This window comes from Streptomyces indicus, assembly GCF_900100315.1.
Lineage (GTDB): Bacteria > Actinomycetota > Actinomycetes > Streptomycetales > Streptomycetaceae > Streptomyces > Streptomyces indicus.
On record NZ_FNFF01000009.1, the window covers coordinates 199,059 to 220,360 of the forward strand.

A 21,302-nucleotide genomic window follows, 5' to 3' on the forward strand; every position below is an offset into this window, starting at 1 on the left:
CCGCCCCGGACCCCGCATCCGGGCTTCGAATCAGTGCTCCGGCCGGGCCTCCCCCTGTTTCTGCCAGGGATACGTCACCTGCGGCGCCGGAGGCTCGATCGCCTGCGGGCCGCCCTCGCCCTCCGCGGCCCGGTCGGGCCAGGTCTGCTCGGAGGCGCCGGCCAGGCCGTCGACCAGCGTCGGCTCGGGCCAGGCGGCGGGCGGGGGCGGGGGCGTCGGCGTGGAGACCGGTGGGACGGGTGAGGTGGGTGTGACCGGCGAGGCAAGCGGCGGGACCGAAGTGCCCGCGCCCTCACCCGCCCGCGGCTCCTCCCGCGTCCAGTGCCGCAGCGCCCCCGCCTCCACGTCGATCTGCGTCCGCAGCGACTCGAAGTCGTCGTCCGCGAAGCGGCGCGCCCGGTCCTGGGCCGCGAACCGCAGGGAGTCCGCCGCCTGTGTGATCCGCTCCGTACGCTCCCTCAACTCCGGGAGCTGGGCGGCCAGTCGGGTCTTGTCGGGCTCGCGCTCCAGGCGCTTGAGGTCGGCGTCCAGCTCCCAGCCGTGGACGCTGAGGCGCTCGAAGAGGCCGACGGACTCCGACAGGGAGGAGTCCTCGGCGGCCTGCGCCTGCAGCGCGTCCTGCGTGGCGCGCATCGAGGTGCGCAGCTTCAGGCGCAGCTGGGCGAGCTCGCCGGCCGGGCCGACCTGCGCGAAGCTGCGTGCCTTGAGCGTGTGGTCCTCGACCTGGCGGCGGGCCTGCGTGATCGTGCGGTCCACGCCGCGCTTGGCGGCCTTGACCACCTTCACGGTGACGAACACCCCCAGCGCCACGAACAGCACGAAGAGCACCGCCAGTACGGCGAGTACTTCACCCATGAGGGGCTCCTAAGCACGAGGACGGGGGCTTCCTCCACGGTAAACGCCGAAGGGCAGGCCGAGGGTTCCGCAGAACCCCCAACCTGCCCGTAGGGGATATCCCTAAAGCGCCCGGACCACCGCAAAGCAGCCCTCCGGATCACGCAGAGAAACACTCCGGATCGCCCAGAGCCACGCTCCGGTTCACCGAACCGCCGGCCCGCGCCTCACCGCAAAGCCACGCCCCGAATCACCGAACCGCCAACCCGCGCCTCACCGCAAAGCCACCCCACGGCTCACCGCAAAGCAGCCCTCCGGATCGCGCAGAGCCACGCTCCGGATCACCGCAACGCCACCCCACGCCTCACCGCAAAGCCAGCCCTCCGGCTCGGTTCGCCGAACCACCAGCCCACGCCTCACCGCAAAGCCACGCCCCGGTTCACCGAACCGCCAGTCCACGCCTCACCACAAAGCCACCGCTCACGCCGGAACGATGTTCACCAGCTTCGGCGCCCGCACGATCACCTTGCGGATACCGGCGCCGCCCAGCGCCGCGACGACCTTCTCGTCCGCCAGGGCCAGGGCCTCCAGGTCGCTGTCGGAGATGGACGGGGCCACCTCCAGGCGCGCCTTGACCTTGCCCTTGATCTGGACGACGCAGGTCACGGTCTCGTCCACCACGTACGCGGGGTCGGCGACCGGGAACTCGGCGTAGACGACCGAGTCGGTGTGGCCCAGCTTGCGCCACAGCTCCTCGCCGATGTGCGGGGCCAGCGGGGCGATCAGCAGGACCAGCGGCTCCGCCACGGAGCGCGGCACCGCACCGCCCGCGAACGTCTTCGTCAGGTGGTTGTTCAGCTCCGTGATCTTGGCGATCGCGGTGTTGAAGCGCAGGCCCTCCAGGTCCTGGCGGACCCCGTCGATCGCCTTGTGCAGCGCACGCAGCGTGGCCTCGTCCGGCTCGGCGTCCACGACGGTCACGGCGCCCGTGTCCTCGTCGACGATGTTGCGCCACAGGCGCTGCAGCAGCCGGTACTGGCCGACCACGGCACGCGTGTCCCAGGGACGCGAGACGTCCAGCGGGCCCATCGCCATCTCGTACAGACGCAGGGTGTCCGCGCCGTACTCGGAGCAGATGTCCTCCGGAGTCACCGAGTTCTTCAGGGACTTGCCCATCTTGCCCAGCTCGCGCTTGACCTGCTGGCCCTCGTACCAGAAGGCGCCGTCGCGCTCCTCGACCTCGGCGGCCGGCACCGGGAAGCCGCGGTCGTCGCGGTACACGTACGCCTGGATCATGCCCTGGTTGAACAGGCGGTGGAACGGCTCGGCGGCCGAGACGTGCCCCAGGTCGAACAGGACCTTGGACCAGAAGCGCGCGTACAGCAGGTGCAGCACCGCGTGCTCCTGGCCGCCCACGTACAGGTCGACGCCGCCGTGCGGCTTGGTGTCGCGCGGGCCCATCCAGTAGCGCTCGACGTCCGGGTCCACCAGCCGCTCGCTGTTGTGCGGGTCCAGGTAGCGCATCTCGTACCAGCACGAACCGGCCCAGTTGGGCATGGTGTTGGTCTCGCGGCGGTACTTCCTGACGCCCGCGCCGTCGCCCAGGTCCAGCTCGACGTTGACCCAGGCCTCGTTGCGCGACAGCGGGGTCTCCGGAGAGGTGTCCGCGTCGTCCGGGTCGAAGGTGCGCGGCGAGTAGTCGTCGACCTCCGGCAGCTCCAGGGGCAGCATCGACTCGGGCAGCGCGTGCGCGACGCCGTCCTCGTCGTAGACGATCGGGAAGGGCTCGCCCCAGTAGCGCTGGCGGCTGAACAGCCAGTCGCGCAGCCGGAAGTTGACGGTGCCCTCGCCGATGCCGCGCTCGGTCAGCCACTCGGTGATCTTCGCCTTGGCCTCGACGACGCCCATGCCGTCCAGGGAGATCTCGTCGTTGGCGGAGTTCACCAGCTTCGCCTCGTACGAGGAGAAGGCGTCGTCCCACGTCGAGGGGTCCTGGCCGCGGTCGTCCGAAGGCTCGACGACGCAGCGCATCGGCAGCTCGAAGGCGCGCGCGAACGCGAAGTCGCGGCTGTCGTGCGCCGGGACGGCCATGATCGCGCCGGTGCCGTAGCCCATCAGCACGTAGTCGGCGATGAAGACCGGGACCTGCTCGCCGCTGACCGGGTTGACGGCGAACGCGCCGGTGAAGACGCCGGTCTTCTCCTTGGCGTCGGCCTGCCGCTCCACATCGGACTTCGAGGCCGCGAACGCGCGGTACTTGGCCACGGCCTCGGCCGGCGTCGCGTGCCCGCCGGTCCACACCTCGTGCGTGCCCTCGGGCCAGGCGGCCGGGACGATCGAGTCGACCAGTTCGTGCTCGGGGGCCAGCACCATGTAGGTGGCGCCGAACAGGGTGTCCTGGCGGGTGGTGAAGACGGTGATCGCGTCCGAGTCGCCGACCTTGAAGTCGACGCGGGCGCCCTCGGAGCGGCCGATCCAGTTGCGCTGCTGCAGCTTGATGGCCTCGGGCCAGTCCAGCGCGTCCAGGTCGTCGATCAGGCGGTCCGCGTACGCGGTGATCCGCATGTTCCACTGGCGCAGCTTGGACTTGAACACCGGGAAGTTGCCGCGCTCGGAGCGGCCGTCCGCGGTGACCTCTTCGTTCGCCAGGACGGTGCCCAGGCCCGGGCACCAGTTGACGGGCGCGTCGGAGGCGTACGCCAGACGGAACTCGCTCAGGACGTCGGCGCGCTCGGCGGCGGTCAGCTCGCTCCAGGCCTTGTCCGTGCCGGGCACGGCGCGCTCGCCGGACTCGAACCGGGCGACCAGCTCACTGATCGGGCGGGCCTTCTTCGCGTCCGCGTCGTACCAGGAGTTGAAGATCTGCAGGAAGATCCACTGGGTCCACTTGTAGTAGTCCGGGTCGATCGTGGCGATCGAGCGGCGCTTGTCGTGGCCCAGGCCCAGGCGGCGCAGCTGGGACTTCATGTTCTCCATGGCCGCCTCGGTGGACACCCGCGGGTGCGTGCCGGTGGCGACGGCGTGCTGCTCGGCGGGCAGGCCGAAGGCGTCGAAGCCCAGGGTGTGCAGCACGTTGTACCCGGTCATGCGGTGGTACCGGGCGTAGACGTCGGTGGCGATGTAGCCCAGCGGGTGACCGACGTGCAGACCCGCACCCGAGGGGTACGGGAACATGTCCATGATGAACTTCTCGGGCCGCGCGGCGATCTCGGGGTCGCCGGTCAGCACGCCGCTCGGGTTGGGCGTCTCGTATGTGCCGTTCGCGTCCCAGAAGTCCTGCCAGCGCGCCTCGATGTCCGCGGCCATGGCCGCGGTGTAGCGGTGCGGGGCTGCGACTTCGGCAGCCGAATTCGTCTCGCTCATGATCCTTAGGGCTCCATCGATCGTCTCTGCTGCGTTTTCCACCGAGTCCGGCTGCGACGTACAGCCGAAATGAAAAAACCCCTCGCACAGGAGGGGACGCCGCGCTGATTCCGGTCCACGAATTCGTCAGTGGCCGGTACTGATCAGCGCGGCTCGCTAAGCAGAAGGCGTACGGCACGCATGGCGTCAGGGTACCGCAGGGGCCGAGCGGCCCGCATCGGGCTTCCGGGGTCGCCCCACCGGGCCCGGGCGCCTCGGGGTTACTCCGCGTACCGCCCTCTATCGGGGCAACGTCAAGAGACACTCGCCACTTGATAACAACGCAATAACTCAAACCCCGAACCGGTCGGTACGGGGCCACTTAGCATGCGGCAGCGGGACCCGCTTTCGAACCATCATCCGGGAGTCATCCCCATGAACCCTCTCACCCCCCATAGCCGTACGCCCCGTTCCTCCCCCGGGCCGGGCCGCGCGGCACGCGGAGCGTTAACCGGTGCGGTGCTGCTCCTGATACCCCTGGTCGTGGTGGCGGGCAGCGACGCGTTCCGCGCCGCGCTCGACTTCACGACCGGAGTGCTCTGCCTGGTCGCTCTGACCTGCAGCATCGCCTGGGGCCTGGTCGCCTCCGACCGGCTCTTCCTCTCGCCGAAGCAGCGGCTGCTCGCCCAGGGCGTGCACCGGGCGACCGCCATCGCCGCGCTCGGCTTCCTGCTTCTGCACGGCACGGTCAAGCTGGTGCTCGACCATGTGTCCGCGCTCGGCGCGCTCGTCCCGTTCGGTCTCGGCGTGACCGGCACGGACGGTCTGATCGGCTTCGGCGCCCTGGCCGGCCTGCTGATGATCGTCGCGGGCGTCACCGGCGCCCTGCGCTCCTCCTTCGCCTCCCCCGCCCGGATCGCGGGCCGCTGGCGCGCGCTGCACATGCTGGCCTACCCCGCCTGGTGCTCGGCCCTGGTGCACGGCCTGTACGCGGGCCGCGCGCCGAGCACCTGGGTCGTGGTCCTGTACTGCCTGTGCCTGGCCGGTGTGGCCGGGGCCCTCGCGCTGCGGGCGGCTCCGCTGCCGGTCAAGCGCAAGGTGGCGGCCCGCGTCCTCGCCCTCCTGAACCGCCAGCCGGCACCCGACCGCGGCGAGCCGGTCGAGACCCCGCGCCGCGAGGGGCCGCTGCCCGGGATGAGCGGCGTGCCCGGGGCCGGCGGACTGTCCGCGGCGGGCGGGCTGTCCGGGGCGGGCGGACTGCCCGGCCTGGGTGCGCTCGGGCAGGCCGCCGAGCCCGCTGCCTCCCGGCCTCAACTCCCTTCCCAGACCGGCGGTTCGCGCCCCTCGTATGCGGAGGAGACGCGCCGGTACGAGACGGAGCCGCGTTTGTACGGGGAGGAGACGCGCTTGTACGAGGAGGCGACTCGCTCGTATGAGGAGCGGCCCCGCGCCGGGGACGGCATGGCGGCCGCCTACCGCGCGGTCTCCTCGGCGCCCGGGGCGCGCCCCCTGCCGCTCCAGGAGGAGGAGCACAGCGGCCGCTGGCCCTCCCCGTCACCGCCGCCGCCCGGTGAGGCGGCACGCCCGGTGGTGATGCCCGCCGCCTCCCCGGCCTCCTCGTCCCCGGCCTCCTCCTCGTACGACACCGGGCCGGTGCCCGTGTACGACACCGGGTCCGTACCAACCGTCGGCGGCACCGGGTCCGTACCCACCGTCGGCGACACCGGGTCCGTACCCACCGTCGCCCCAGGCCCCGTCCCCACCGCCGACCCCGCGGCGGCACCCCCCTCCGTCCCCGACCGGAGCAGCGAGGTCCCCTTCTACGTGACCAGCGACCCCTACGACACCGGCTCGACGCCGACGTACGGCTCGGGCCCGATCGCCCCGTACGACACCGGCCAGACACCGCCGGCACCGCTCTACGAGGCCCCCACCGAACCGATCGCGGCCCCTCTCGCGAGCCCGATCGCGAGCCCGGTGGCAGGCCCCCTCGCGAGCCCGCTCGGGAACCCGGTCGCAGGGCCGCTCGGGTACCCGGTGCCGGCGCCCGGCCCGGCTCCGGCGCCAGGCCCGGGACCGAGCCCGTTCGAGGCGCCCGCCGCGGGTGAGCCCTGGTCCGCGCCCGGCGCCCCGTCGACGGGGGGCCGTCGTTGAACGCACCCCTGCCCGACGTCCCGGAGGTCCGGGTCGTCGGACTGCCGCAGCTCACCTCGGGGTTCGACCTCGTCGAGCGGCTCGATCTGGCGATGCACCTCAAGGTGCACGGGCCGCTCGAACCCATGGGCGGCGAGCGGCTCGCCCGGCTCGCCGACGACGTGGTGCTGCGCGGCAGAGGCGGCGCGGGCTTCCCGTTCGCCCGAAAGCTGCGGGCCGTCGCCGACGCGGCGATCAAGCGGGGCGTACGTCCGGTCGTCGTCGTCAACGGCAGCGAGGACGAGCCGGCCTGCCGCAAGGACACCGTCCTCATCAACCGCGCCCCGCACCTCATCCTCGACGGCGCCCTGCTCGCCGCCGAGGCGCTCGGCGCCCGCACCCTCGTCGTGGGCGTCACGCGCGACTCCACCGAGGCCTCGATGACCGCGGCACTCGCCGAGCGCGGCCTGTCCAACCGCCGCGGCGCCCCCCTGCGCGCCCGCGTCCAGCGCAACCCCGAACGCATGGTCACCGGCGAGGCCTCGGCCCTGATCCGGTCCGCCGACGGCGGTCCCGCGCTGCCGCCCGGCCGCCGGGTGCGCGCCGCCGAGTCGGGCGTGGGCGGCGCACCGACGCTGCTCTCCAACGCCGAGACCTTCGCGCAGCTCGCGGTCGCCGCCCGCATCGGCCCGTCCCGCTACCGGGGCACGGGCCTGTACGACGAACCGGGCACCGTGCTGCTCACGCTCTCCGGGGCCGTGGCGCGCCCGATGGTGGTCGAGGTGCCGACCGGGGTGCCGCTGCGGTACGTGCTGCAGCTGGCCGGTGCGCCGCCGCTCCCCCAGGGCGTGCTGACCGGCGGCTACCACGGCAGCTGGCTGGACGCGGTCGCCGCGCACGACGCCGTGGTCTCGCGCGCGTCCCTGGAGGCGCTCGGCGGTGCGCTGGGCGCGGGCGCGATCCTGCCGATCGGGCCGGAGACCTGCGCGCTCGGCGAAGGGCTGCGCGTCGCGCAGTGGCTGGCCGACGAGAGCGCAGGGCAGTGCGGCCCGTGCCGACTCGGTCTGCCGGCGGCGGCGAGCGGCCTCGCGGACGTCCTGAACGGCGGGGGCCCGGCGGCACTCGAGGCGCTACGGGAGATCACCCGCGCCGTGAAAGGGCGCGGGGCGTGCAAGCACCCCGACGGCTCGGCGCGGTTCATCGCCTCGACGCTCTCGGCCTTCAAGGACGACCTCGCGATGCACGTCCTGAGCGGCGGCTGCGGGCGCGAGACCCGCGGGGTGCTGCCGCTGCCCCGGCCGGGCGGCGCGGATCCGGGCCTGCCCAGCGGTGAACGGCTGGTCGTGGACTGGACGTTGTGCCAGGGGCACGGGCTGTGCGCCGACGTCGTACCGGAGTTGATCACCCTCGGCCCGGACGGCTTCCCCTCGGTCGCCGACGCGGGCGTACCGCTGGCCCTGCGCGGACGCGCCCAGCGGGCGGTACGCCGCTGCCCCGCCCTGGCCCTGCGCCTGGAACGCGCCGCGGACCAGGTCCCGGGCCGGCAGCCGCGGCGTGCCGCGCTGCCGGGCGCGCCGGGGCGCAAGGCGCTGGAGAGCGGCTGGAGTTGAGACGGCGGGGCGTCCGGGCGGCCGGGGACGGGCTCCGTGGGGTCGAGGCGGCCGGGGACAGGCACCGTGACGTTGAGGCGGCCGGGGACGGGCATCGTGGGGTCGAGGCGGGTCAGCCCTCGCGGACCGAGCTGCGGCCCACCCGGGTCAGCCGTCGAAGACGACGGCGATCCGCAGCCCGCCCCCGGCCCCGGCCTCCGCGTCGATCCGCGCGCCGTGGGCCTCGGCGATGGAGCGCACGATCGACAGGCCGAGGCCGTGCCCGCTCTGGTGCGCCAGCCGGTCCTGCGTCAGACGGCGGAACGGTTCGAAGAGGTCGGCCACGCGGTCGGGCGGCACCTCGGGGCCCGAGTTGGCCACCGTCAGCGTGCGGCCTTCCAGCGTGACGTGGACGTGGCCGCCGGGGTGGTTGTAGCGGATCGCGTTCCCGATCAGGTTGGTGAGCAGGTGGCGCAGCAGCACCGGGTCGCCGGTCACCCGCAGGTCGGGGCCCGTGACCGTCACCTCGACCTGCTTCTCCCCGGCGGGCGCGGCGAGTTCGGCGCCCGCCTGCCGGGCCAGGGCCGCCAGGTCGACCGGCTCGGTGGCGCCGAGTCCGCGGTCGCTGCGGGCGAGCAGCAGCAGTGAGGCGATGAGCCGCTCGGCGTCGCGGTTGGCGGTGAGCAGGTCGTCGCGTACCTCCGCGAGACCGTCCGGCAGCGGGTCGGCGAGGCCGACTTCGAGGCTGGTGCGCTGGACGGCGAGCGGGGTGCGCAGCTCGTGCGAGGCGTTGGCGACGAAGCGGCGCTGGCTGTCGAAGGCCTTCTCCAGGCGGTCCAGCATGGTGTCGAAGGTGTCCGCGAGCCGGTGCAGTTCGTCGTCGGGGCCGGTCAGGGCGAGCCGCTCGTGCAGGTTGTGGTCGCTGATCCGGCGCGCGGACTCGGTCATCGCGGTGATCGGCCGCAGCGCACGCCCGGCCAGCCACCAGCCGAGCAGCCCGGCGAACAGCGCCATCACGAGCAGGCCGATCCCGGACCAGGTGAGCATCTCCTGGAGCGCCGCGTCCTGCACGGCCTGGACGGTCCGCTCGGTCTTGCGGATCGCGATGCCGTCGATGCCGGCCGGGTTCCAGGGCGGGGTGGCGCCGTACGGCTCGGTCCGCAGCGCCTCGTCGGGGACCGGACCGCCGTCGGTCAGCCGCTGGATGTCCATGCCCTCCACCTTCTGCGCCGTGCCGTGACGGGCGAGCAGCACGACGAAGGCGAGCAGCGCGACACCGGACAGCAGGAACAGTCCGCTGAAGGCGACGGCGAGGCGGGCGCGGAACGGCAGGCGGCGCGGCGAGAGCGCCGAACGCAGGGTCATCCGCACAACCGGTAGCCGTGGCCCGCGTCGGCGAGGATGAGGTGGGGGTCGCCGAGTTTGCCGCGCAGCCGGCTGATGGTGGCGCGTACCGCGCTCGTACGGGGGTCGAGGTGCTCGTCCCAGACGGTACGGACCAGCTCGTCGTGCGGCACCGCGTCGCCGCCCGCCTCCATGAGCCGCCGCAGTACGGCGAACTCCTTCGGCGTGAGTTCCACGGCGCGCCCGCGCACGGTGACCTCGCGCCGGGTCCGGTCGAGGGTGAGGCCCGCGTGCCGCAGCACGTCCGCGGGCGCCTTGGGCACGCGGCGGCCGAGCGTGCGGATACGGGCGACGAGCTCGGCGAAGTCGAAGGGCTTGGCCAGATAGTCGTCGGCGCCGAGCCGTTCGAGCCCGTACACCTTGTCCTCCAGGGAGCCGGCCGAGGTCAGCATGAGGATGCGCGGCGGGTCGACGAGCTCGCGCAGTTTCCGGCAGACCTCGTCGCCCGTCATGACCGGCAGGTCGCGGTCGAGTACGAGCACGTCGTAGTCGGTGAGCAGGCACATGCGCTCGGCCTCGTCGCCCGAGGCGGCCACGTCCACCGCGATCGACTGCCGCCGAAGCCCCGTCGCGATCGCCCGCGCCAGCACCTGGTGGTCTTCGGCTACCAGAACCCTCATGCGTCCCATGCAAGCAAGGGGAGCGTTGCAGAGATGTAAGTGCTGGGCCGACCGGGGGGTGTGACGCCCGGGGCTGCTGTGGCGCGCTCGGTGCGCTGGGCGCACTCGGCGTCACTCGGCGCACTCGGCGCACTCGGCGTCACTCGGCGCACTCGGCGCACTGGGCGCACTGGGCGCACTGGGCGCGCTTATGCCGCCGTAACACCGCTTATCCCGCTGCACAGCCCCTCCTGGTGTGCTCGGCCGCATGAACTTCGTCAAACGGGCCGGGCTGAGTCTGGTCGCCCGCAAGGGGAAGACGGCGCTGCTCCTCGGGATCTTCCTCGTCGTGTGCGTGCTGCTGCTCGGGGGTTTTCTCCTGGAGGGCGCCACGGCCCGGCAGGAGGCCGAGGCGCAGCGCCGGATCGGCGTGGACGTCACCGTGCGCGCCGACCGGCTCACCGCCGAACGGGCCGGGCGGCTGGCGAAGGTCCCGGGCGTGCAGCGCTACAACCCGCTGCTGCGGGGCGTGCCGCGCCTGCAGGGCGGCAAGCTCGTCCGGTCCGACGCGCCGCGCCCGCCGGACAGCCGGCCCGAGCGGGACGGCCCACGGCTGATCGGGCTGCGGGACTCCGAGCTGCTGCTCGACTTCGCCACCGGCCGCAGCACCCTGGTCGAGGGGCGCCCGCTCACCCCGCAGGACGCCGGGCACGACCGCGTGCTGATCGGTGCACAGCTCGCCGAGCTCAACGGGCTCGCGGCCGGCGACCTGATCACCCTGGCCTCGCCGGACGGGAAACACCGCAGGGCGTACGAGGTCGTGGGGGTCCACCGCGACGGCCGGGCCCCTGTGCCCGACGGCTGGCTGGAGCCGTCCGAGCTCCCGGCCAACCAGATCTACGCACCGCTCGGCGCGCTCGCCGACCTCGGCCTCGGCAGCCCCGACGGCCGGCTCGACGAAGCCGTGTTCAGGCTGGGCTCGCCCGAGCAGGCCGAGCAGCTGCACGCGGCGGCGCAACGGCTCCTGGGCGACGCGGACTTCCGCTTCGACGTGAACGACAAGGCGTACCGGGACCAGGTGCAGCCGCTGCGACGGGTCGGCGCCTTCGCCGGGACCCTGGTCTGGCTGATCGCCGGCGCGGGGACCGTCGTCCTCGGCCTGATCGTCGCGCTCACGATCCGCGAGCGCCGGGACGAGCTCGGGATGCTGCTCTCGCTCGGCGAGCGGAAGTGGAAGCTCATCGGCCAGCACACGGTGGAGGTGGCCGCCGTCGCCCTGCCGGCGCTCGCGCTGGCCGCCCTGGCCGGGGCCGCATGCGCCGGGACCGTGTCAGAGCTCCTGCCGGGGCACACGGCGAGCGCCGGCGCGCTTCTGCCCGCACCCGAACTCCGCCTGACGGCAGCCGACTTGGGCAGGGTGGCGGGCCTCGGCGTGGGCATCGCGCTGGTCTCCACCGTCCTGCCCGGCATCGGGATCCTGCGGCTGCACCCCCGGTCGATCCTCGCCGCCACCGACTGACCCCGCACACCCCCTCTCCCCTCTCCCCTCTCCCCTCTCCCCTCTCCCCTCGCCCTTCAACTCCCCTTCCCTTCAAGCAGAGAGCCGGCCGGACACCCGCCATGAACTTCCTCAAACGCGCGGCCCTGAGCCTGTGGTCCCGCAAGGCCAGAACCCTCCTCACCTTCAGCACCCTCGTGGTCATCTCCGTGATGGTGCTCGCCGGAGTGCTCATCAAGGACGCCACCGCCCGCGCCTCCGACGCCGCCCGGCAGAAGATCGGCGCCGAGGTCGGCCTCGATGTGGACATGGACGCGCTCGCGTCCTCCGGGCAGCTCCAGGCGCCGCAGATCCGGACCGACACGGTCGACCGGATCGGCAGGTCGCCGCTGGTGCGGAAGTACACGTACCAGTCCTTCGACGGCGCCTCCCTGAAGGGCGGCCTGAAGCTGCCGGGCAAGCCCCTGTACCCGGAGGGGCCGACGTCGACGCTGGCGTTCGGCGTCCTCGACTCCTCGTTGCAGCCGGACTTCGCGAGCGGCACATGGAAGCTCCTGTCCGGCAGGCCGATCACCGGCGCGGACCGCGACAGGAACGTCGTCCTGATCGAGGAGCGGCTCGCGCGCAAGAACAATCTGAAGACCGGCGACCGCATCACGCTCGGCGAGAACGACCCGAAGGGCAGGCGCACGGCGGAGTTCACCGTGCAGGGCGTCTATCGCGACCCGTCCGACGAGCAGGACCCCGAGTACGGTCTCGACCCGGCCAACCGCCTGTTCGTCACCGCCGGCGCGCTGAGCAGGCTCAACGGGGAGCAGGAGACGATCGCCCGCTCGGCGAGCTTCCAGCTCCGGGACCCCGCCGCGTTCGAGCAGTTCAAGAAGGAGGCCGAGGAGGCCGCCGGTGACGCGCTCGACGGGTTCGCGCTCGGCATCAACGACAAGGCCCTGCGGCAGATGACCGGCCCGCTGTCGTCCGTGGCCGGCACCGCGACGGCCGCCATGTGGCTGATCGGCATCGCGGGCGCCGCGGTGCTCGCCCTGCTCGCCATGCTCGCGGTCAAGCAGCGCCGTACCGAGTTCGGTGTCCTGCTCGCGCTCGGCGAGCGCAAGGGGAAGCTGGTCGCCCAGCAGGTGGTGGAGGTCCTCGTGCTCGCCGTGCTGGCCGTCGGCCTCAGCTCCCTCTTCGCGCAGACGCTCACGGAGCGGGCCGGCAACGCGCTCGTACGCGGCGAAGCGAGCGCCGCCCAGCGCAAGCTGGACGCCTGGCAGCCACCGCCGCCCGGCTCGACCGGACTGCAGGAGGGCACCGACTGGGACGCCGAACCCGTCGCGGACGCCGACCCGATCGACCGGATCACCGTACGGCTCGACGACGGCGCGCTGGCCACGGTCGCCGGACTCGGCCTCGCGACCGGCCTGCTCGCCACCGCCCTCCCTGCCGCGTCCGTGCTGCGGCTCTCCCCCCGATCCATCCTCTCGAAGGGCAAGTGACCGTGACCGACGCAGTGTCGACCGACAAGCCCCCGGCCGCCGAAACCGCGCCGCCGGTCCTGAAGCTCACCGGCCTGAGCCACACGTACACGGGTCAGCGCCGCCGCACCACGGTGCTCAAGCAGATCGACTACAGCTTCGAGCGCGGCGTCTTCTATACGATCCTCGGCCCGTCCGGCAGCGGGAAGACCACGCTGCTCTCGCTGGCATCGGGCCTGGACCGGCCCACCGCGGGCACGGTCGCCTTCGACGGCGTGGACCTGGAGGAGATCGGCCTGGGCCGCTACCGCAACCGGCACGTGGCCACGGTCTTCCAGCAGTACAACCTGCTCACGTACATGACAGCGGTGCAGAACGTCACCACCGCCATGGAGATCACCAAGGTCCGCGCCCGGCACAAGAAGGCCCGTGCCCTGGAACTCCTGGAACAGGTCGGACTCGACCGCCACCACGCCACGCGCAATGTGCTGCGCCTGTCCGGCGGCCAGCAGCAGCGCGTCGCCATCGCCCGCGCCCTGGCCTGCGACGTCGACATCCTCTTCGCCGACGAGCCGACGGGGAACCTGGACGAGGACACGGCCGAGGGCATCATCCGCATCTTCCGGGACCTGGCCCACGAGCGGAACAAGTGCGTCGTGGTCGTCACCCACTCCCAGCAGCTCGCGGCGCGGTCCGACCGGACGCTGACGTTGCGGCGGGGGAAGGTGAGTTCACGGTGAGCAGGCTCGACGGGTCCTGGTGCGGGGCGTCCGGTGCGGTGCGGCGCGGGTGCCGGGCGGTGCGGGACAGGTCCTAGGACGAAGGCGTCCAGCGCGGTGCCGTCTCGGCCCAGGCACGGTCCCACGCCGCGAGGTTGCGGCGCCGGATGACGCGGTGGGCGATGCCGTACGCGGCGGCCGCCGTGAGCGGCACGGCGAGAGCGGCGATGATCGCCCAGCCGAGGGCGCGGCTGCGGATCTCGTCCGGGTCGAGGGGCTCGTCCGTGATCCTTCCGTCGGCGGTCGTCCAGACGCGGACCGTACTGCCCCGGGAAAGACCCGGCGGGACCTCGGCCGTGGCCGTACGGGTCCGGCCCTGGGGGTCGGTGAAGCGGACCCCGGCCGGGTAGCGGACGTGTCCGGCCTCGGCGGAGCCGGGTTCGGGGTGCCGGCGCGCGTCCTCGAGCAGGAGGGCGGAGGTGTGCCGGCCGCCGGCGGCACGGCTCTGCGCGGTACGCGTGTAGTGGTCGTGCGCGGCCCCGCCGGCCAGGAACACGGCGGGCGGGGTCGCCGCCAGCGCGGCCAGGACCAGGGCGGAACCGATCCACGCCTGCACCTGGTCGCTGCGGCGGCACAAGGGGTTGAGCCGCCGCAGACGGCACCGAAGGCGCCCTGTACGTACGGGCGTCGGTGGTGGCGGTGGTACGCGGGCGGGCACGGGTCTCCTTCCGGTGGCGGGCGCGGTGATCCCAGGCTTCCTGGAAGTGGCGGCCGCCGACTCCCTTGCGGTGCGCGGCGGTTGGGGCAGCTGCGGGCGGCGGACGGGTCCGCTGTGGACGGCGGTCGGGCCCGCTGCGGACGGCGGCCGGGGCCCTGCGGGCGCCGGTCGGCCGACGCGGCCTAGTGCGGCCGTACCACCGGAGGCACCAGCGGCACCGGAAGCTGCGGACCGGCCCCGGACAGGCAGGGGTGGGCGTGCGCGGCCTCCAGGAGCTTCGCGGCGCCGCGGACCGCCGCGGTGTGCGGGGCGGGGACCACACGCGGCGGCGCGTGCAGGCGTCCGTCGAGGTGGCGGGTGATGTCGGGCCGCAGCGCGCCGCCGCCGGCCACCAGGACGCCGCGGTGCAACGCGTCCAGAGTGAGCGGGCTGCGGTCCTGGCGGAGCATCGCGGTCAGCATCGAGACCACCGCGTCGGCGATCCGCTCCGGCGGCGTCGAGGCGTCCAGGTCACCGGTGCCCAGGGCGGTGCGCCGCGCGTCGGTGACGGCACCGTCGCTCAGGAGCACCGCCTCGGTGAGATGGGCACCGAGGTCCACCACCATGAGCGGCCGGGACAGGTCCGCGCCCGCGGCCACGGCGACCGCCCGTGCCGCGGGCACGGTCAGGACGCTGCTCGGCCCGAGCACCTCCAGCGCCTTCCGCGCCCGGGCACGGAAGGCGACCCCGTCCAGGACCGGAGCGGTGACGATCACCATGGGGCGGGCGGCCCGGGGCAGCCTGGAGGCCAGGAGCGCGTGCAGCAGGCGGGCGCATCCCGGGGTGTCGACGATGGTGCCGCGCTGGACGGGGTGCCCCGCGCCCGCGACGGTGGGCACGTCGACGACCACGCCCCTGCGGGAGATCCACGCCCGCGTACGGGCGCTGCCGAGGTCGAGGGCGATGCCGCAGCAGCGGCGGCACAGCGGCCAGGGCCGGTGGGCGCCCGCGGTGTACGGAGGCGGTCCGCCGGTCACGGTGCCGCCCTCCCGGCCCGCCGGCAGCCTCCGCAGTAGCGGGCCTGCGGGACGATCGTCAGACGGTCCCGGCCGATGGGACACCGGCACCGGTGGCACACGCCGTACGTGCCGGCGTCCATGCGGGCCAGCGCGGCCTCCACGTCGGCGAGGACCATGCGGGCGGAGGTCGCGAGTTTCACCTGCACCTCGATCTGCGCGGCCGCGCGCTGCCGCCGCTCCTCGGCGCGGGTGCCGGACGGCCCGGCGAGCTGCCGGAGCTGCTCCCGCCGGAACAGGCGCTGCTCCTGGAGGTCGGCGCGCAGCCGGGCCAGGTCGTCGGCCGCGAGAGGCGCCGAACTCGGGCCGGTGGTTCGGTGGTTCACCACGTCACCCCTTCGGTCAGGGCGGACGCCGTCAGCCGGCCCGGCGCTGGCAGGCGACACAGAAGCGGCTGTACGGGAGGATTTCGAGGCGCTCCACAGGGATCGGCTTGCGGCAGCCCAGGCAGATGCCGTAGGTGCCGTTCGCGATCCGGGCGAAGGCCTCCTCGATCTCCCGCAACGAGCGCTCCATCGCGGCCTCCTGCTCGGACAGCAGCCGGTCGCCCGCGGACCGCTCCGTCTCCTTGAGCGCCTGCAGCTGGGCGAGCCGGGAGCTGCGGGCGTGCTCCAGACGCAGGCGCGCCTCGTGCAACTGCGATCCGGCGCGGGTGGCTTCGAGCGACATGGCCCGTCCCTTTCTCGAAGACGTCCCTTCTCCAGGGCGTCCCTTGCTCGTTCTCGAAAGACGTCCTCCGCACGAGGCGTCGCTTCCTGGCGGACGCCCTGCGCACGAGGACGTCGCTTCCTGGCGGACGCCCTGCGCACGAGGGCGTCGCCTCCTCGAAGACGTCCTCCGCGCAAGGGCGCCCCTTGCCCGCGACGTCCCCTTCTCGCGGACATCGGGCCCTCCACCCTCGCCGGACCCTCGGCGGATACCTATCGGTTGCGGGCCCCATTTACGCTGGGCCGAGGGATCCACACGGCGGGGTCATGGGTCGTGGGTGCCCCCGGAAATGGGTTCCGGAGCCCATCGACCGGTTCCCGGGGGCGGTCCAGGCTGGCCCTAGGCTCACCTCGTACCCCCGCGCCGTGCACGTGGCGGGCCGGCGGGTGGGACGGAGCGAGAGGAAAGGCGTGGGGGCGGTGTCGTTGTACTGGCGGATCTTCGCCCTGAACGCCGTGGTGCTCGGTACGGCCACGGCCCTGCTGCTGTGGGCGCCGGTGACCGTCTCCGTGCCCGTGCTGCTCACCGAGGCGATCATCCTGGTGGCGGGGCTCGGGGTGATGCTGGTGGCCAACGCCGCGCTGCTGCGGCTCGGCCTGGCTCCGCTCGGCCGGCTCACGAAGCTGATGACCACGGTGGATCTGCTGCGTCCCGGCCAGCGTCTGCCCGCGTCGGGCGGCGGTGAAGTGGCCGAGGTGATCCGCTCGTTCAACGCGATGCTGGAGCGCCTCGAACAGGAACGGGCCACGAGCAGCGCCCGCGCCCTGCTGGCCCAGGAGAGCGAACGCCGCCGTATCGCGCAGGAGTTGCACGACGAGGTCGGGCAGACGATGACCGCGGTCCTGCTCGGTCTCAAGCGTGCCGCGGACGAGGCGCCCGACCCGCTGCGCAAGGAGCTGCACGAGGCGCAGGAGATCACCCGCGAGAGCCTCGACGAGGTCCGCCGCCTGGTGCGCAGGCTGCGCCCCGGCGTCCTGGACGACCTGGGTCTGGTGAGCGCCCTGACCTCGCTCACCGAGGACTTCGCCACGCACACCGGACTGCGGATCACCCGCAGCTTCGGCACCTCACCCGCCGGGACGGGCGGACGGCCCCTCTCCCGCGGACAGCAGGGGCCCGGCGCGGAACAGGGCCCGCCCGGCCTGCCCGCCCTCACCCCGGAGACCGAACTGGTCCTGTACCGCGTCGCCCAGGAGTCGCTCACCAACGCCGCGCGGCACGCGGACGCGCGGAAGGTCACCGTCGCCCTGGAACACACCGGCGAGGACGTGGTCCTGACGGTCACCGACGACGGCACCGGCATCGAGGCGCCGCGCGAGGGGGCCGGCATCCGCGGGATGCGCGAGCGGGCCCTGCTCATCGGGGGCCGCCTCGACATCACCCCCGCACCCGGCGCCGGCACCCGGGTCCGGCTCAGCACCCCCGTTTCCAGGAAGCAGCCCTGACCATGTCCGACGTGACCCCGCCCGCACGGGCGGACCTGCGCACGATCCGCATCCTGCTCGCCGACGACCACGCGCTGGTCCGCCGCGGTGTACGGCTCATCCTCGACCAGGAGCCGGACCTCCAGGTGGTCGCCGAGGCCGGCGACGGGGCCGAGGCGATCGACCTCGCCCGCTCCCACGACCTGGACCTGGCCGTGCTCGACATCGCCATGCCGCGTCTGACGGGACTCCAGGCCGTACGGGAACTGACCGCGCTCAAGCCGGGGTTGCGGGTCCTGATGCTGACCATGCACGACAACGAGCAGTACTTCTTCCAGGCCCTGAAGGCGGGGGCGAGCGGCTACGTACTGAAGTCGGTGGCCGACCGCGACCTCGTGGCCGCGTGCCGCGCCGCGATGCGCGACGAGCCCTTCCTGTACCCCGGCGCGGTGACGGCGCTGATCCGCAACTACCTCGACCGCGTGCGCCACGGCAAGGAGGCCCCCGACCAGATCCTCACGCCGCGCGAGGAGGAGGTCCTGAAGCTGGTGGCGGAGGGGCACTCCTCGAAGGAGATCGCCGATCTGCTGTTCATCAGCATCAAGACGGTCCAGCGGCACCGCGGCAACCTGCTGCACAAACTCGGCCTGCGCGACCGCCTGGAGCTCACCCGGTACGCGATCCGCGTCGGCCTGATCGAACCCTGACCGTGCACCCCGACGTCCGCACGACCCCTCGCTGCCGTACCGCCCGGCGCCCGGCCGCCGCGCTCCTGGCGGCCGTCGTCCTGGCGCTGCTCGCCGTCCTCGGCGCCGCGGGGCCCTCCCCTGCCGCGCCACTCCACCAGCCGGCCGTCACGGCGGCCTCGGCGGCCGACCACCACCGTCCCGCCCGCCCGCACGCCGACGACGGCTGCGAGCCCGACTGCGGCGTACGGGCGGCGACGCGCAAGGACTCCCCGGCCGAACACCCGGCTCCCCGCGGCCCGTTCACCGCCCGCGGCAAGGAAACCGCCCTGCCCGCCCCGGGCCGGGCCCGCGCCCCGGCGCCGGCCGCCCGCCTCCCCATCCCGGATCCGCACGCTCCCCGCGCGGACCGCGGCCGCGCACCTCCCACGCACTCCGGTACCTGACACCTGGACCCGGCCCGCGTCCGCCCCACGGACCCGGACCACGGCCGACCGACCGACGGACCACACCGCGTCCGCCCCACGGACCCGGACCACGTCCGACCCACGGACCCAGACCGCCCCCCAGAGCTTCGGCCCCCACGCGCCGAAGCTCTCCGAGGTGCGCCCACCGGAGGCCCCCTTTGAACCGCTCCCTGCGCGTGAGAGCCCTGCTCGCCCTCACCGTGATCGCCGTATCCCTGTACATCGCCGTGACCGTGCCCGTCCGTCTCGGGCTCGATCTGCGCGGCGGCACCCAGATCGTCCTGGAGACCCGCTCGACCGCCACCACCGACGCCGACCGTGACGCAACCGACCGCACGCTGGAGGTGCTGCGCGGCCGCATCGACGCGCTCGGCGTCGCCGAACCCACCCTCGTGCGCTCCGGCGAGAAACGGATCATCGTCGAACTGCCGGGCGTCCAGGACCCGGAGAAGGCCGCCGACGTCCTCGGCCGCACCGCCCAGCTCACCTTCCACCCGGTGCTCGGCACCGCCGAAAGCCCCGACGACACCACCCGCCCGCTGCCCAAGCGCCCCCGCGAGCGCGTCCTGCCCGACGAGGACGGTGCGCTCCTGCGCCTGGGCGGCGCCCGGTTGACCGGGGAGCACGTGAAGGAGGCGGCCGCCCGCATCGACCAGCAGAACGGGGCCGGCTGGCACGTCACGGTGGACTTCGCGGGCGCCGGCACCACCGGCTGGTCCCGGCTGACCGGCGCGGCCGCCTGCCATCCCGCGGGCGATCCGCAGCGCCGGGTCGCGATCGTCCTCGACGACAAGGTGATCTCCTCGCCGCAGGTCGACCCGTCCGTCACCTGCAACACCGGGATCCCCGGCGGCTCCACGCAGATCACCGGCTCCTTCGACGCGGACGAGGCCCGCGAACTCGCCCTCCTGATCAACGGCGGCGCCCTGCCCGTCCCGGTGGAGACCGTCGAACAGCGCACGGTCGGCGCGACCCTGGGCGCGCAGGCCATCACCGCGAGCGCCTGGGCCGCGGCCGTCGGCACCGCCCTCACAGCGGTGTTCATCACCGTCCTCTACCGGCTGCTCGGCGCGCTCGCCACAACCGCCCTGGTCTGCTACGGACTTGTCTCCTACGCCGCCCTGGCCGCGCTCGGCGCCACGCTGACCCTGCCGGGCCTGGCCGGTTTCGTGCTCGCGATCGGCATGGCCGTGGACGCCAACGTGCTGGTCTTCGAGCGGGCCCGCGAGGAGTACGCGGCCCGCCGGCGCCCCACGCCCCGCTCGGCCCTCGCCGCCGGGTTCCGCAAGGCGTTCAGCGCGGTCGCCGACTCCAACGTCACCACGCTGATCGCGGCCGGCCTGCTGTTCTTCCTCGCCTCGGGGCCGGTGAAGGGCTTCGGTGTCACGCTCGCCATCGGGGTGCTCGCCTCGATGTTCAGCGCCTTGGTGATCACGCGTGTGCTCGCCGAGTACGCGGTGGACACCCGGCTCGTACGCCGCAGGCCCCGGCTCAGCGGCATCGCCACCACGGGCGCCGTCCGCGACCGGCTCACCCGCCGCGACCCGCAGCTGATGCGCCGCCCGCGCCGCTGGCTGGCCACCTCCGCCGCCCTGCTCGTGCTCGCCGGCGCGGGCATCGCGGTGCGCGGGGTGGACCTCGGCGTGGAGTTCACCGGCGGGCGGCTCATCGAGTACGCCACCGAGGGCCCGGCCGACGCCGACCGCGTCCGCGCCGGCCTCGCCGAGGCCGGCCACCCGCAGGCCGTCGTGCAGGCGTCCGGCGACTCGGGCCTGACCGTGCGCACCGGCTCGCTGACCAACGCCGAGGAGGCCGAGGTCACGGCCGCCGTACGGGAGGCCGCGGGCGGAGTCACCAAGGTGCGCGACGAGCTGATCGGCCCGAGCCTCGGCGAGGAGCTGCGCCGGGGCGCCCTGATCGCGCTCGCGGTGGCCCTCGGCGCCCAGCTGGTCTATCTCGCGGCCCGCTTCCGCTGGATGTTCTCGGCGGCCGCCGTCACGGCGCTCGCGCACGACGTGGTGATCCTCGTCGGGGTCTTCGCCTGGCTCGGCAAGCCGGTGGACGGCGCGTTCGTGGCGGCCCTGCTCACGGTCATCGGCTACTCGGTCAACGACTCGGTGGTCCTCTTCGACCGCGTACGGGAACTGGTCCGCGCCGCCCCGAAGTCGCCCCTGCCCGACCTGACGAACCGCGCGATCCTCCAGACCCTGCCCCGCACGGTGAACACCGGCATGGGCGCGGCCTTCATCCTCACGGCCCTCGCCGTGCTCGGCGGCTCCTCGCTCACCGACTTCGCCCTGGCGCTCCTGATCGGCCTGGCGGTGGGCACGTACTCCTCGGTCTTCACGGCGGCTCCGCTGACCCTGGAACTCCGGCGCCGGTCCCGTACACGCTCCTGAAAACCAGAAGATCCCGTCCGGTCGAGACGACCGGACGGGATCTTCTGTCCTGTGGAGCTAAGGAGAATTGAACTCCTGACCTCTTGCATGCCATGCAAGCGCTCTACCAACTGAGCTATAGCCCCTTGCTTGTGTCCGCCTCGGTGTTCCTCGCGGTTTCCCTCGGCGACGTCGACAACAGTACACGGTCCCCCCGGTCATCCACCAAATCCTTTGTCGCGACCATGATCAACAGCGGGGGCGGGTGCGCCGCAG

Annotated in this window: 17 protein-coding genes and 1 tRNA gene; 9 read left to right on the plus strand and 9 right to left on the minus strand. The window is 73.5% G+C overall.

Annotated features, from left to right (window positions below; translation table 11 throughout):
- Positions 1–30: 30 nt before the first annotated feature.
- Both BLT97_RS22685 and leuS read right to left on the minus strand, forming a co-directional pair.
- Positions 31–855 (minus strand): hypothetical protein, encoded by an 825-nt coding sequence (locus BLT97_RS22685; protein WP_093613049.1) that lies wholly within the window; start codon positions 853–855, stop codon positions 31–33.
- Between the two features lie 459 nt (positions 856–1,314).
- Positions 1,315–4,197 (minus strand): leucine--tRNA ligase, encoded by a 2,883-nt coding sequence (leuS, locus tag BLT97_RS22690; protein ID WP_093613051.1) that lies wholly within the window; start codon positions 4,195–4,197, stop codon positions 1,315–1,317.
- 498 nt (positions 4,198–4,695) lie between these two features.
- Between leuS and BLT97_RS38925 the strand changes: the two genes are divergently transcribed.
- Both BLT97_RS38925 and BLT97_RS22700 read left to right on the plus strand, forming a co-directional pair.
- On the plus strand, positions 4,696–6,330 hold the full coding sequence (locus BLT97_RS38925) for a ferric reductase-like transmembrane domain-containing protein (protein WP_281251143.1): 1,635 nt from the start codon (positions 4,696–4,698) through the stop codon (positions 6,328–6,330).
- Positions 6,327–7,919, plus strand: a complete 1,593-nt coding sequence (locus BLT97_RS22700; RefSeq protein WP_093613053.1) for an NADH-quinone oxidoreductase subunit NuoF family protein — start codon at positions 6,327–6,329, stop codon at positions 7,917–7,919. Before BLT97_RS38925 ends, BLT97_RS22700 begins: the two co-directional genes overlap by 4 nt.
- Positions 7,920–8,066: 147 nt before the next feature.
- Here the strand turns inward: BLT97_RS22700 and BLT97_RS22705 are convergent, their stop codons facing one another.
- Both BLT97_RS22705 and BLT97_RS22710 read right to left on the minus strand, forming a co-directional pair.
- Positions 8,067–9,263 carry a sensor histidine kinase gene (locus tag BLT97_RS22705; protein WP_245769483.1) on the minus strand — a complete coding sequence of 399 codons (1,197 nt, stop codon included), beginning with the start codon at positions 9,261–9,263 and terminating at the stop codon, positions 8,067–8,069.
- Complete coding sequence (locus BLT97_RS22710) at positions 9,260–9,922, minus strand: response regulator transcription factor (protein WP_093613057.1); 663 nt, start codon at positions 9,920–9,922, stop codon at positions 9,260–9,262. Before BLT97_RS22710 ends, BLT97_RS22705 begins: the two co-directional genes overlap by 4 nt.
- A 247-nt stretch (positions 9,923–10,169) precedes the next feature.
- Between BLT97_RS22710 and BLT97_RS22715 the strand changes: the two genes are divergently transcribed.
- The 3 genes from BLT97_RS22715 to BLT97_RS22725 all read left to right on the plus strand — a co-directional run bounded on the left by BLT97_RS22715 (position 10,170) and on the right by BLT97_RS22725 (position 13,611).
- Positions 10,170–11,420: an FtsX-like permease family protein gene (locus tag BLT97_RS22715; RefSeq protein ID WP_093613059.1), complete on the plus strand. Its 1,251-nt coding sequence runs from the start codon at positions 10,170–10,172 to the stop codon at positions 11,418–11,420.
- A gap of 101 nt (positions 11,421–11,521) precedes the next feature.
- Positions 11,522–12,892, plus strand: a complete 1,371-nt coding sequence (locus tag BLT97_RS22720; RefSeq protein ID WP_093613061.1) for an ABC transporter permease — start codon at positions 11,522–11,524, stop codon at positions 12,890–12,892.
- 2 nt (positions 12,893–12,894) lie between these two features.
- On the plus strand, positions 12,895–13,611 hold the full coding sequence (locus BLT97_RS22725; RefSeq protein WP_281251144.1) for an ABC transporter ATP-binding protein: 717 nt from the start codon (positions 12,895–12,897) through the stop codon (positions 13,609–13,611).
- A 73-nt stretch (positions 13,612–13,684) separates the two neighbouring features.
- Here BLT97_RS22725 and BLT97_RS22730 read toward each other — a convergent pair whose 3' ends face one another.
- The 4 genes from BLT97_RS22730 to BLT97_RS22745 all read right to left on the minus strand — a co-directional run bounded on the left by BLT97_RS22730 (position 13,685) and on the right by BLT97_RS22745 (position 16,032).
- Entirely contained in the window at positions 13,685–14,227 is a 543-nt protein-coding gene (locus BLT97_RS22730) for an Rv1733c family protein (protein WP_245769484.1), read from the minus strand.
- Positions 14,228–14,490: 263 nt separating this feature from the next.
- Positions 14,491–15,324 (minus strand): rod shape-determining protein, encoded by an 834-nt coding sequence (locus BLT97_RS22735; RefSeq protein ID WP_093613063.1) that lies wholly within the window; start codon positions 15,322–15,324, stop codon positions 14,491–14,493.
- Positions 15,321–15,692 carry a TraR/DksA family transcriptional regulator gene (locus tag BLT97_RS22740; RefSeq protein ID WP_093613065.1) on the minus strand — a complete coding sequence of 124 codons (372 nt, stop codon included), beginning with the start codon at positions 15,690–15,692 and terminating at the stop codon, positions 15,321–15,323. The genes BLT97_RS22735 and BLT97_RS22740 overlap by 4 nt, the downstream gene beginning before the upstream one ends.
- Positions 15,693–15,720: 28 nt before the next feature.
- Positions 15,721–16,032, minus strand: a complete 312-nt coding sequence (locus BLT97_RS22745; RefSeq protein WP_093613067.1) for a TraR/DksA C4-type zinc finger protein — start codon at positions 16,030–16,032, stop codon at positions 15,721–15,723.
- Between the two features lie 458 nt (positions 16,033–16,490).
- On the opposite strand from BLT97_RS22745, the gene BLT97_RS22750 reads away from it, so the two are divergent.
- The 4 genes from BLT97_RS22750 (at position 16,491) to secD (ending at position 21,047) form a co-directional block, all read left to right on the plus strand.
- Positions 16,491–17,516 carry a HAMP domain-containing sensor histidine kinase gene (locus BLT97_RS22750; protein ID WP_093613285.1) on the plus strand — a complete coding sequence of 342 codons (1,026 nt, stop codon included), beginning with the start codon at positions 16,491–16,493 and terminating at the stop codon, positions 17,514–17,516.
- 2 nt (positions 17,517–17,518) lie between these two features.
- Positions 17,519–18,202: a response regulator gene (locus BLT97_RS22755; protein ID WP_093613069.1), complete on the plus strand. Its 684-nt coding sequence runs from the start codon at positions 17,519–17,521 to the stop codon at positions 18,200–18,202.
- A 2-nt stretch (positions 18,203–18,204) separates the two neighbouring features.
- Positions 18,205–18,627, plus strand: a complete 423-nt coding sequence (locus BLT97_RS37955) for a hypothetical protein (RefSeq protein WP_176953860.1) — start codon at positions 18,205–18,207, stop codon at positions 18,625–18,627.
- 179 nt (positions 18,628–18,806) lie between these two features.
- On the plus strand, positions 18,807–21,047 hold the full coding sequence (gene secD, locus BLT97_RS22765) for a protein translocase subunit SecD (protein ID WP_093613073.1): 2,241 nt from the start codon (positions 18,807–18,809) through the stop codon (positions 21,045–21,047).
- 52 nt (positions 21,048–21,099) lie between these two features.
- Here the strand turns inward: secD and BLT97_RS22770 are convergent.
- Positions 21,100–21,172 (minus strand) — tRNA-Ala (locus tag BLT97_RS22770).
- Positions 21,173–21,302: the final 130 nt, after the last annotated feature.

Bases quoted from the DNA above. Each gene is read 5' to 3' on its own strand.
- leuS (WP_093613051.1), bottom strand. From the start codon at position 4,197: ATGAGCGAGACGAATTCGGCTGCCGAAGTCGCAGCCCCGCACCGCTAC.
- BLT97_RS22720 (WP_093613061.1), top strand. From the start codon at position 11,522: ATGAACTTCCTCAAACGCGCGGCCCTGAGCCTGTGGTCCCGCAAGGCC.
- BLT97_RS22755 (WP_093613069.1), top strand. From the start codon at position 17,519: ATGTCCGACGTGACCCCGCCCGCACGGGCGGACCTGCGCACGATCCGC.
- BLT97_RS22715 (WP_093613059.1), top strand. From the start codon at position 10,170: ATGAACTTCGTCAAACGGGCCGGGCTGAGTCTGGTCGCCCGCAAGGGG.
- BLT97_RS22745 (WP_093613067.1), bottom strand. From the start codon at position 16,032: ATGTCGCTCGAAGCCACCCGCGCCGGATCGCAGTTGCACGAGGCGCGC.
- BLT97_RS22685 (WP_093613049.1), bottom strand. From the start codon at position 855: ATGGGTGAAGTACTCGCCGTACTGGCGGTGCTCTTCGTGCTGTTCGTG.
- BLT97_RS22705 (WP_245769483.1), bottom strand. From the start codon at position 9,263: ATGACCCTGCGTTCGGCGCTCTCGCCGCGCCGCCTGCCGTTCCGCGCC.
- BLT97_RS22710 (WP_093613057.1), bottom strand. From the start codon at position 9,922: ATGAGGGTTCTGGTAGCCGAAGACCACCAGGTGCTGGCGCGGGCGATC.